Below are 11,626 nucleotides of genomic sequence, written 5' to 3'. Positions count from 1 at the left end.
GGTTTGTTCAGGTGTCAGTCGGGACACATGGCGCACATCCGGAAGCACAAGCCTCGTTGCGATCCCGTGATCCGACTGTGATCCGGTTCGCTTCGACGCACGCGTCGGAACGAGATCGAACTTCTGGGCGTCCTTCTCCATACAGGTCCGGAAAGGCATGGCGTGGCGTCGGAGGCCCCCTCGGGTCTTGTCCGCTTGTCAAGGTTTATGCCGATTTGAACACTTTCTGCTAGGCCTTGGTTCCGCAGAGTGAATAAGGGACCCAATAGCAGATCTCGGCTTGACTCGCCCGGAGCAGCACACTTGTAATTTCACTCGTGTCGTTCAGCCGGAATCGGTAACGACCACATCACGGGGACGCGAAAGTACAGACGAGGGGCGCACATGACCGAGCTGGTGCAGCAACTGCTGGTCGACGACGCGGACGAGGAACTCGGCTGGCAGGAGCGCGCGCTGTGCGCCCAGACCGACCCCGAGTCCTTCTTTCCCGAGAAGGGCGGCTCCACCCGCGAGGCCAAGAAGGTCTGCCTGGCCTGTGAGGTCCGCTCCGAGTGCCTCGAATACGCCCTCGCCAACGACGAGCGCTTCGGCATCTGGGGCGGCCTGTCCGAACGCGAGCGCCGCCGGCTGAAGAAGGCCGCCGTCTGACCAGGGGCACCCGCCTCACGTACGCACAGACACCCGCCACACGTACGCACAGACATACGTCACGAGCGGCCCGTCGCAGGTGGGTTATCCACAGGCGGCGGGCCGCCGCCATGCCCAGCCGATAGTGTGGCTGCTCGTCCGAGACGCCCCGCTGCCCCCTCGGGGCACAGGCGTCCACCGCAGTCCACCGAACCGGGGCCCGTACCTCGATGTCCGTGCACAGCCACACGGCAGCCCAGCAGGATCCAGCTGCCACACCTGAGTTTCCGCGTCATGTGGTGACCGCGGTCCTCGTCTCCCACGACGGCGCCCGCTGGCTGCCCGACGCGCTCGCCGGGCTGCTCGGCCAGGAGCGCCCCGTGCAGTACGCGATGGGGGCCGACACCGGCAGCGCGGACGCCTCCGCGCAGCTGGTCACCGACGCCCTCGGCGCCGACCGGGTGCTGCACCTCGCCCGGCGCACCGGTTTCGGCCAGGCCGTCGAGGAGGCGGGCCGCATGGCTCCCGTCCTCACCCCGGACGACCTGCCGTACCTGAAGCGGCCCAGCGGCTGGGACCCCGTCACGCGCTCGTGGCGCGACGACGCCTACGACCTGCCCGAGCTCCCGCACGGAGAACCGGTGCAGTGGCTGTGGCTGCTGCACGACGACTGCGCCCCCGAACCCGACGCGCTCGCCCAGCTGCTGCGGGTCGTGGAGAACGAGTACGAACTGGGCCGGGACGACGTGGCCGTCGTAGGCCCCAAGCTGCGCGGCTGGTACGACCGCAGGCAGCTCCTCGAGGTCGGCGTCACCATCGCCAACTCCGGCCGCCGCTGGACCGGCCTGGACCGCCGCGAACAGGACCAGGGCCAGCACGACCACGTCCGGCCCGTCCTGTCCGTGTCCACCGCCGGCATGCTGATCCGGCGCGACGTCTTCGAGCAGCTCGGCGGTTTCGACCGCCGGCTGCCCCTGATGCGCGACGACGTCGACCTGTGCTGGCGCGCCCACGCCGCCGGCCACCGCGTCCTGGTCGCCCCCGAGGCCGTCGTACGACACGCCGAGGCCGCCTCGCGGGAGCGCCGCACCGTCGACTGCGCGGGCCGCACCGCCGCCTCCCCGCACAAGGTCGACAAGGCCGGTGCCGTCTACACCCTGCTCGTCAACGCACGCACGGCCGTGCTGCCCTGGGTGCTGCTGCGCCTGATCCTCGGCACCCTGCTGCGGACCGTCGCCTACCTCGTCGGCAAGGTCCCCGGACAGGCCCTCGACGAGATCCGCGGCCTGCTGGGCACCCTGCTGCGGCCCGAGCGGATCCTCGCCGGGCGGCGCAGGCGCGGCCGTCCGGCCGTCGACAAGGACGAGCTGCGGCCGCTGTTCCCGCCGCCCGGCGCGACCGTCCGCGCCACCGTCGAGCAGGTCGCGGGCAACCTCTTCGCCGACTCCGACCCCGAGATCACCTCCGGAGCCGGACGGCACGGCGGCGGGATCGAGTCCGGGCCCGGCGGCGACGACGCCGACTTCCTGGAGATCGAGCAGTTCGCCCGCCTCAAGCGCATCGCCCGCAAGCCCGGGCCGGTGCTGTTCCTGGTGCTGCTGCTCGTGTCCCTGCTCGCCTGCCGCGCCCTCCTCGGCGGCGGCGCGCTCGCGGGCGGCGCCCTGTTGCCCGCCCCGGCCGACTCCTCCGAGCTGTGGTCGCGCTACCTCGACTCCTGGCACGCGGTGGGCGCCGGCGGCACCCCGTCCGCACCGCCGTACCTCGCGCTCGTCGCGATGCTCGCCTCCGTGCTGTTCGGCTCGACCGGCCTCGCGGTCACGCTCCTGCTGGTCTGCTCGGTGCCGCTGGCCGGCCTCGCCGCGTACTTCGCCTCCCGCCCACTGGTCGAGTCACGCCTGCTGCGCGCCTGGGCGGCCGTCGTCTACGCCTTCCTGCCCGCCGCCACCGGAGCCCTCGCCGGCGGCCGCCTCGGCACCGCCGTCCTCGCCGTCCTGCTGCCCCTCATCGCGCGCGCGGGCGTCGCCGCCAGCGGCCTGGCGAATGCCTCTGACGCGCGCGGCAGTTGGCGCGCCACCTGGGCGTACGCGCTGCTGCTGACGATCACCACCGCGTTCACGCCGATCGTGTGGCCCATCGCACTGGTCCTCGGCATCGCCCTGCTGGCCGTGCGCCGTGCCGAGATCACCGCCTACGGCCCGCGTGTCCTGGCCCAGCTCGGCACGCCCCTGCTGATCCTCGCGCCCTGGTCGCTGTCCCTGCTGCCGTTCGGCTTCTTCCAGGAAGCCGGTCTGGAGTACGGCTCCTCGGCGGCCTCCGCCCTCGACCTGCTCGGCGCCAGCCCCGGCGGGCCCGGCACGGTCAGCGGGCTGATGCTCATCGGGATCGTCCTGGCCGCGCTGGCCGCCCTGCTGCGCTCCGAGCGACAGTTCGGCATCTGGACGGCCTGGGCGGCCGCCCTGGTGGGCCTCGTCTTCGCGGTCCTGTCCAACGGCTCCACCTGGGCCGGCCCCGCGACCCTCGTCTACGGCCTCGCGCTGCTGGCCGCCGCCGTCCTCGGCGCCGACGGGGCACGCTCGCGCGTCGCCGAGCAGAGCTTCGGCTGGCGCCAGCCCGTCGCCGTCCTGATCGCCTTCGCCTCGGCCGCGGGCCCGCTGCTCGTCGCCGCCGGCTGGATGATCGGCGGCGCGGACGGTCCGCTGGAGCGGCGGGACCCCGTGCAGGTGCCCGCGTTCGTCGCCGAGGAGAGCGGCTTCCGCGACCAGGCCCGCACCCTCGTCCTCGACAGCGACTCCGCCGCCCACGTCGGCTACGTGCTGGTGCGCGGCTCCGGTGCCCGCCTCGGTGACGCCGAGGTCGCCGCGGCCGACGGCGAGAACAGTGACCTCGACAAGGTCGTCGCCAACCTCGTCGCCGGTTCCGGCGCCGACCAGGCCGACCAGCTCGGCAAGTTCGCCGTGCGCTACGTCCTCGTCCACCAGGGCGCCCCGCGCGAGGTCACCCGGGTCCTGGACGCCACGCCCGGCCTGAGCCGGCTCAGCCAGCAGGACGGCAGCGGGCTGTGGCAGGTCGACCAGGAGGTCGCACGCGCCACCGTCGTCCCCAAGACCGGGAGCCCGCAGCCCGTCGCCGCCGGACCCGTCGACATCCACACCACGATCCCGGCCGGAGGCGACGGCCGGATCCTGCGCCTGGCCGACACCGCCGCCGAGGGCTGGACCGCCACCCTGGACGGCCGACCGCTCACCCGCACCACGGTCGACGGCTGGGCCCAGGGTTTCGAACTGCCCGCCTCCGGCGGCAAGCTGGACGTCACCTTCGACGACCCGATCACCCACACCGCCTGGCTGTGGGCCCAGGGCGCCCTCGCCGTCGTCCTCGTCGTCCTGGCTCTGCCCGGCCGACGCCGCCACGTCGACGACGACCTGCCCGACGAGCCGGCCGTTCCCGCCCAGGCCGCGGCCGGCGAGGGCCGCCGCGCCCGCCGCCTGCGCGCCCAGGCGGAGGCCGAAGAGGAGGGCCGGACCGGGGAGTTCCCGCCTCCTGGGCAGGACGCCCCCGCCGTCGTCCCGCAGCAGCAGTCCTACGGCGAGTGGGACACGCCGAGCTACGCGGGCGCCGAGTACGGCGGCGGCTACGGCGACCAGCAGTACCAGGGCGCCCAGCAGTACCCCGCGGGCGCGTACGACCAGTCGTACCAGGCGGACCCGTACCAGGGCGGCCAGTACGACCCGTACGCGTACGGCGGCCAGTCCCCGCCGGCGTCGTACGACCCGGCCTACGGCCAGCAGTACCCGCAGCAGGGTTACGACCAGGGATACGACCCGACGTACGACCCGGCGCAGCAGCCGCACCCGCAGGACACCGGCAGTGAGCAGCGCCCCGACGGGAGTCAGCAGTGAACCGCACCACCCTCTCCCTGATCGCCGGCGCCACAGCGCTCGCCGCCGTCACCGGATTCGCCGTGCTCGACACGCCGGACGCCGCCGGACCGGACACCGCCAAGGCGGCCGCCGAACTGCCCGTGGAGCGTACGAGCCTGCTGTGCCCGGCCCCCAGCATCTCCGACCTCGCCGAGACGTCGTACACGTCCTTCACGCCGGTCACGAAGGGCACGGGGAGCGAGGGCAAGGCCGAACTGCAGCCCGCCACACAGCAGTCGGCGGACGGCACGGGCGACAAGGGCGGCAAGAAGAAGGCGGAGAAGCCGGTCCTGGAAGCGAAGGAACCCGGCAAGCCGGTCACCGGGGACGCCTCCGGAGCCGACTCGCCCGCGCTCGTCGGCACCGCCGAGGGGAAGTTCGCGCCCGGCTGGACCGTCCAGGAGACCACCGAGGTCGCCGCGGGCACGGGCCGCGGACTCCAGGGCGTCAACTGCACGGAGCCGGACACGGACTTCTGGTTCCCGGGCGCCAGCACCGCCGCCGACCGCACCGACTACGTGCACCTGACCAACCCCGACGACTCCGCCGCCGTCGTCGACATCGAGCTCTACGGCAAGGACGGCGCCCTGCAGTCCACGGTGGGGGAGGGCATCACGGTCCAGCCGCACTCCAGCGAGCCGATACTGCTGTCCACGCTCACGGACGAGAAGCAGGAGAACCTCACCGTGCACGTGAACGTCCGCAGCGGGCGTGTGGGCGCGGCCGTGCAGGCCCTGGACGACCGGCTCGGCGGCGACTGGCTGGCAGCGTCCACGGATCCGGCCGCGAGCCTCGTCCTGCCGGGCATACCGAAGGACGCCACGGCCGTGCGCCTGGTCGCCTTCACGCCCGGCGACTCCGACGCCGATCTGAAGGTGCGGCTCCTGTCGCCGTCCGGGGCGATCACCCCCGCCGGGAACGAGACGCTGCACGTCAAGGCGGGCATGACCACCGCCGTCGACCTCGGCGACGTCACCCGCGGCGAGGCCGGCTCCCTGATCCTCACGCCGACCGACCAGTCCGTTCCGGTGGTCGCCGCCCTGCGTGTCGTACGCGGCAAGGGGAACGACCAGGAGACGGCGTTCATCCCCGCCACCAGCCCGGTCGGCACGCGCGCGACGTCCGCCGACAACAGCGCCAAGGGCACCACGCTCTCCCTGACGGCCCCCGGCCGTGCCGCCGAGGTCAAGGTCACCGCGTCGGCGGGCAGCGAAGGCGGTACGGCGGCGTCGAAGACGTACACGATCAAGGCGGGCACGACCCAGAACGTGGACGCGCCGGTCCCGAGCGGCCTGAAGGGCACGTACGCGCTGACGGTCGAGCCGGTGTCGGGCGGCCCGGTCTACGCGGCCCGCACCCTGGCGGCAACAGAGGACGGAGTCCCGGGCTTCACCATCCAGACCCTCCCGGACGACCGGGGAATGGTGGCAGTACCGGAGGCGGACGAGGACTTGTCGGTGTTGCAGAAGTAAGGCGAGCAGCCGGCTCCGTCTGATGGCTGTGACGATCGAGACGGTGCGGGGAGCCGGCTGGAGATCACCGTCCAGCTGCCCGCCGGCTCCCGCATCGAGGCCAAGGCCGCCGGCGCCGAGCTCCGCGGCGTCGGACGCCTCGGCGATGTCGTCTTCGAAGGCGCGTACCGCCAGATCAAGATCGACGAGGCCGCGAGCGTCCGCCTCACCGCGACCGACGGCGACGTCGAGGTCGGTCGGCTGGGCGGCCCCGCGGAGATCAGCACCGCAAGGGGCGACATCCGGATCACCGAGGCCGTGCGCGGCACGGTCGTGCTCCGCACCCAGTCCGGCGACATTTCGGTCGGCGCAGCCGCCGGCGTCTCGGCCGCCCTGGACGCCGGCACCGGCTACGGCCGCGTCAGCAACGCCCTCAAGAACGATGGCACCGCCGAACTCGACATCCGCGCCACCACCTCCCACGGCGACATCACCGCCCGCAGCCTCTGAAGGGCGAACAGCAACATCGAGCTCGGCAGACTCTCCCGTGAGCGCGAGCTGGGCCCCCGTACTGGGGAAGGGGCACACCCAGGCTCAGTCCTCCCCGTACCGAGGATCCACAGTCTCCGGAGTCAGCCCCAACAACTCGGCCACCTGTTCCACGACAACCTCGTGCACCAGCGCCGCCCGCTCGTCCCGCCCCTTCGTACGAATCTCCACCGGCCGCCGATAAACGATCACCCGAGCCGGCCGCCCTTCCCGAGACGGCACCGTTCCACCCAACGGCACGGCCTCGTCGTTCCACACCTGCCCAGGCCCGTCCAACCGCGGCACCTCGAGCACCAGGAAATCGATGTCGGCAAGCTGCGGCCACCGCCGCTCCAGGCGCTCCACGGAGTCCTGCACCAGGTCCGCGAACGCCTCGGCACGGCTCGCCGCCAGCGGCACCTGCGGCGGCGCGATCGGCCCGCGCATGCCCCTGCCGTGGCGATCACGACGGCGGGGCCCGGGGCCGGCGGCACGGGGCGGTACGGGGTTGTCCATCACTGGTGAAGCGTAGTCCTCGCTTGAGCCATACGCCCGGCCCCCACGCGGCACCCCGGACGACGCCCGTCCACCCCGCACGGCATGTCAGCAGTTGACCATTCCAGCCAAGGTTGGGCTCGATTCCGTATCTCTCCGAGACCGTCGATCTCAAGGCAATTGACGGGGTTTGTATCGAGTGGTGACCGGGTTCAGGACCGTTCGACCCCTCGGAAGCGGGTGTCCACCCAGGTCAGCGAGGTGAGCAAGGGGAGGTGTGTGGGGCGATTCACAGCACGACACGGTGGAGTGACCTGGGGGAGAGTCGTCGCGGCCCGCTCAAGAGTGCGGTACCGTCCAACGTCGTGAGCCCTGTACGTCGCTGTTCGCGCACCGCTTGCGGCCGTCCCGCCGTCGCGACGCTGACGTACGTCTACGCCGACTCGACCGCGGTCCTCGGCCCGCTCGCCACCTACGCCGAACCCCACTGCTACGACCTGTGCGCCGAGCACTCCGAGCGCCTCACCGCCCCGCGCGGCTGGGAGGTCGTCCGCCTCCTCGACGGCTCGGCTCCGGCCCGGCCCAGCGGCGACGATCTGGAAGCGCTTGCCAACGCCGTGCGCGAGGCGGCCCGCCCCCAGGAGCGGGCGGCCCAGGCCGGCGGTGGCGGGGGTCGGGCGGCGGACCCGATGGAGGTCGCGCGCCGCGGCCACCTGCGGGTTCTGCGCTCGCCGGACAACTGATCCAACTCTCCCTTCGAATCTCTGCGAAATCTCTTCGAATGCGCCTCTTTTGAACGCGCGTTGCGCCGAGTCGTGCACACCCATTGACGCGTAGTTGGCGCGGACACGACCATTCCGTTTGATGCTGCGAGAAATCGCTTCCGCATGGCGGAAAAGCCGTCGGAAACACGGTCGACAACACGGCGGAGACCGGGGAGGCACCCGTGTACGTCCAGGAACTGGAACCCGTCGCCGGCTCACTCGGCCTGTCCGCGCTCGTGGCGGCCTCACCCCTCGTGATCGTCCTCGTCCTGCTCGGCGGCGTCCGCGTCAAGGCGCACCTGGCGGGCCTCACGGGCCTCCTGGCGGCCGTTCTGGTCGCCTGGCTCGCGTACGGCATGCCGCTGGACCAGACGCTCTCCAGCGCCGCCCAGGGAGCCGTCTTCGGCCTCTTTCCCATCCTGTGGATCGTCGTCAACGCCCTGTGGGTGTACCGGATGACCGTCCGCACCCGGCACTTCGACATCCTGCGCCGCTCCTTCGGGCGGCTCTCCGCCGACCCGCGCATCCAGGCCCTCGTGGTCGCCTTCTGCTTCGGCGCCCTCCTGGAGGCCCTCGCCGGCTTCGGCGCGCCTGTCGCGATCTGCTCGGTCATGCTCGTCGCCCTCGGGTTCGAGCCGGTGCGCGCGGCGGTCGTCGCGCTGGTCGCCAACACCGCGCCGGTCGCCTTCGGGGCGATGGGCACGCCGGTCGTGACCCTCGCCCAGGTCACCGAACTGCCCCTGGACACCGTGGCCTCCGTGGTGGGCCGTCAGACACCGCTACTGGCCCTGGTGGTCCCGCTGGTGCTGGTCGGACTGGTCGACGGCCGCAGGGGCCTGCGCGAGACCTGGGTGCCCGCCCTGGCATGCGGAGTCGCCTTCGCCGTCGCCCAGTTCGCCGCCTCCAACTACGTCTCCGCGCAACTCGCCGACATCGGCGCCGCCTTGGCCGGCGCGGGCGCCCTGGTCGCCGTACCGCAGGCGCGCAGGCCCGCCGCCGAGCCCGTACGCGCCGCCGTGCTGACCGGCACACGCAGCGAAGAGCTGGACGAGGCCGACCCGCGCGGTGAAATCGTGCGCGCCTACGCCCCGTACGCACTGATCGTGGCGATCTTCTCCATCGCCCAGATCCCGGCGGTCAAGGACTGGCTGGCCGAAGCGACCCAGACCTACGACTGGCCCTTCCTCAATGTCGTCGACACCGACGGGGAGCCCGTCGGCGGGAACGTCTTCAGCTGGCCCATCGTGTCCACCGGCGGCACGCTCGTGCTGCTGGCGGGGGTGTGCACGGCGGTCGTCCTCGGGGTGCACGCGCGCGTGGCGGTCAGGGAATGGGCCGCCACGGTGTACGAGTTGAGGTTCGCGATCCTGACCGTGACCTCCGTACTGGGCCTCGCCTACGTCATGAACCTCTCCGGACAGGCCGCCACGATCGGCCACTTCGTGGCGGCGGCGGGCGCGGGGCTCGCCTTCCTGTCACCGGTCCTCGGCTGGTTCGGCGTGGCCGTCTCCGGTTCGGACACCTCGGCCAACGCGCTGTTCGGGGCGCTGCAGGTGACCGCCGCCCGCGAGTCGGGCCTGTCGCCCGAACTCCTCGCCGCCGCCAACAGCTCGGGCGGTGTCCTCGGCAAGATGATCTCGCCGCAGAACCTCACCATCGCCTGCGCGGCGGTGGGGCTGGCGGGCCGCGAGGGGGACCTGCTGCGCAAGGTGCTGCCCTGGAGCATCGGGCTGCTGCTGGTGATGTGCCTGATCGTCGTCGGGCAGAGTTCGCCCGTGCTGGACTGGATGCTGCCCTGACCTGAGATAACGGCTGGGCGTCCACATGGTCCACGCACAGCGCAATGTCAGCGGGTACGGGTAGTTTGGGGTGACCGACAGGACTTTCAGGAGGGTTGGCCGTGGCTGCTGATCTGTCACAGCTCGTAAAGGCTTACGACGTGCGCGGTGTCGTCCCGGACCAGTGGGACGAGTCGCTGGCCGAGCTCTTCGGGGCCGCCTTCGTCCAGGTGACCGGCGCGGAGGCGATCGTGATCGGCCACGACATGCGGCCGTCCTCCCCGGGTCTGTCCCGTGCCTTCGCGCGCGGAGCGGCCGCACGCGGCGTGGACGTCACCGAGATCGGCCTGTGCTCGACCGACCAGCTGTACTACGCCTCGGGTGCGCTGAACCTGCCCGGCGCGATGTTCACGGCCTCGCACAACCCGGCCCAGTACAACGGCATCAAGATGTGCCGCGCGGGCGCGGCCCCCGTCGGACAGGACACGGGCCTGGCGCAGATCCGCGAACTGGTCGAGCAGTGGAGCGAGTCGGGCGCGCCGGACCCGGGCGCGTCGACGGGGACGATCACGCAGCGCGACACGTTGGAGGACTACGCGGCCCACCTCCGCTCCCTCGTCGACCTGACCTCCATCCGCCCCCTGAAGGTCGTCGTCGACGCGGGCAACGGCATGGGCGGACACACCGTCCCGACGGTCTTCGACGGCCTGCCGCTGACCCTGGTCCCCATGTACTTCGAACTGGACGGCACGTTCCCCAACCACGAGGCCAACCCCCTCGACCCGGCGAACATCGTCGACCTGCAGAAGCGGGTGCGCGAGGAGGGCGCCGACCTCGGCATCGCCTTCGACGGCGACGCCGACCGCTGCTTCGTCGTCGACGAGCACGGCGATCCCGTCTCCCCGTCCGCCATCACCGCCCTGGTGGCCTCCCGCGAGCTTGCCAAGCACGGCGGCAAGGGCACGATCATCCACAACCTGATCACGTCCTGGTCGGTGCCGGAGGTGGTCAAGGAGAACGGCGGCACGCCGGTACGCACGCGCGTGGGCCACTCCTTCATCAAGGCCGAGATGGCGAGGACCGGCGCCATCTTCGGCGGCGAGCACTCCGCCCACTACTACTTCAGCGACTTCTGGAACGCCGACACGGGCATGCTGGCCGCGCTGCACGTCCTGGCGGCCCTGGGCGGCCAGGAAGGCACGCTGTCGGCCCTGGTGGCGCAGTACGACCGCTACGCCGCCTCCGGCGAGATCAACTCCACGGTCGACGACCAGACGGCCCGCCTGGCGGCCATCAAGGCCGCGTACGAGGGCCGGGAGGGCGTCGAACTGGACGAGCTGGACGGCCTGACGATCACCTCCGCCGACTGGTGGTTCAACGTCCGCCCGTCCAACACGGAACCGCTCCTGCGCCTGAACGCGGAGGCGAGGGACGAGACGACGGTGGCGAAGGTACGCGACGAGGTACTGGGGATCATCAGGGGCTGAGGCATGCTCGGTGCCGCTGTAGCCGTCCGCCGCAGCTGCGGGCAGTCGTGCCGCTGGGCGGCTGCCGACCCAAAGACAGCGGCACCCCGTAGCGCCGGGCCGCGCGACCCACCCCGCCCCGCACCCACACCGGTCACGCAACAAGACCGGCACCCACTCCCACCCGGCGGTACCCTGACCAGCACATCCCCACACGCACACGTACCGCCCGCCCCGAAGGGAACCCCCATGCCGCTCGAAGCCGGCCTCCTGGAGATCCTCGCCTGCCCGGCCTGCCACGCCCCCCTCAAGGAGCAGGACACCGAGCTGATCTGCACCGGCCAGGACTGCGGCCTGGCGTACCCCGTCCGCGACGGCATCCCCGTCCTCCTCGTCGACGAGGCCCGCCGCCCCGCGTAACGACGGGCCCGCCGCCCGAGCACCAGGACACCCGGCCACCGGAGGCTGCCGCCCATGCTCGACGAATCGCTGCTCGACACCCCCGACGCGCTCTCGGAGGCCGACCACCGCGGCCTGCTCCGCGGCGCCGCCGAAGCGGGCGCCCGCGTCCGCACGGCCGCCCGGCACGCCGCCGAG

The 11,626-nt window shown here is 72.1% G+C and carries 8 protein-coding genes and 1 pseudogene; 8 read left to right on the top strand and 1 reads right to left on the bottom strand.

What is annotated here, in order from left to right; translation table 11 throughout:
* Positions 1-384: 384 nt before the first annotated feature.
* The 4 genes and pseudogenes from CLM62_RS32620 to CLM62_RS32605 all read left to right on the top strand — a co-directional run.
* Positions 385-648 carry a WhiB family transcriptional regulator gene (locus CLM62_RS32620; RefSeq protein ID WP_003975777.1) on the top strand — a complete coding sequence of 88 codons (264 nt, stop codon included), beginning with the start codon at positions 385-387 and terminating at the stop codon, positions 646-648.
* Positions 649-857: 209 nt separating this feature from the next.
* Entirely contained in the window at positions 858-4,526 is a 3,669-nt protein-coding gene (locus tag CLM62_RS32615) for a glycosyltransferase (protein ID WP_095753493.1), read from the top strand.
* Positions 4,523-6,019 carry a DUF5719 family protein gene (locus CLM62_RS32610; RefSeq protein ID WP_095753492.1) on the top strand — a complete coding sequence of 499 codons (1,497 nt, stop codon included), beginning with the start codon at positions 4,523-4,525 and terminating at the stop codon, positions 6,017-6,019. The genes CLM62_RS32615 and CLM62_RS32610 overlap by 4 nt, the downstream gene beginning before the upstream one ends.
* Positions 6,020-6,076: 57 nt before the next feature.
* Positions 6,077-6,508, top strand: a pseudogene (locus CLM62_RS32605) (DUF4097 family beta strand repeat-containing protein); the annotation flags it as partial.
* 84 nt (positions 6,509-6,592) lie between these two features.
* Here the strand turns inward: CLM62_RS32605 and CLM62_RS32600 are convergent.
* Positions 6,593-7,042: a metallopeptidase family protein gene (locus CLM62_RS32600; RefSeq protein WP_179382329.1), complete on the bottom strand. Its 450-nt coding sequence runs from the start codon at positions 7,040-7,042 to the stop codon at positions 6,593-6,595.
* Positions 7,043-7,386: 344 nt separating this feature from the next.
* On the opposite strand from CLM62_RS32600, the gene CLM62_RS32595 reads away from it, so the two are divergent.
* The 4 genes from CLM62_RS32595 (at position 7,387) to CLM62_RS32580 (ending at position 11,449) form a co-directional block, all read left to right on the top strand.
* Entirely contained in the window at positions 7,387-7,764 is a 378-nt protein-coding gene (locus tag CLM62_RS32595; RefSeq protein WP_373559209.1) for a DUF3499 domain-containing protein, read from the top strand.
* A gap of 203 nt (positions 7,765-7,967) precedes the next feature.
* Positions 7,968-9,584 carry an L-lactate permease gene (locus CLM62_RS32590; RefSeq protein ID WP_095753490.1) on the top strand — a complete coding sequence of 539 codons (1,617 nt, stop codon included), beginning with the start codon at positions 7,968-7,970 and terminating at the stop codon, positions 9,582-9,584.
* Between the two features lie 101 nt (positions 9,585-9,685).
* Positions 9,686-11,050 carry a phosphomannomutase/phosphoglucomutase gene (locus tag CLM62_RS32585; RefSeq protein ID WP_095753489.1) on the top strand — a complete coding sequence of 455 codons (1,365 nt, stop codon included), beginning with the start codon at positions 9,686-9,688 and terminating at the stop codon, positions 11,048-11,050.
* Between the two features lie 228 nt (positions 11,051-11,278).
* Positions 11,279-11,449 carry a Trm112 family protein gene (locus tag CLM62_RS32580; RefSeq protein ID WP_007382472.1) on the top strand — a complete coding sequence of 57 codons (171 nt, stop codon included), beginning with the start codon at positions 11,279-11,281 and terminating at the stop codon, positions 11,447-11,449.
* The last annotated feature ends 177 nt before the right edge of the window (positions 11,450-11,626 follow it).

It is taken from the genome of Streptomyces sp. SA15 (assembly GCF_002291145.1).
In the GTDB taxonomy this organism is placed as follows: Bacteria; Actinomycetota; Actinomycetes; order Streptomycetales; family Streptomycetaceae; genus Streptomyces.
This window is presented reverse-complemented; position numbering and strand designations above follow the sequence as displayed.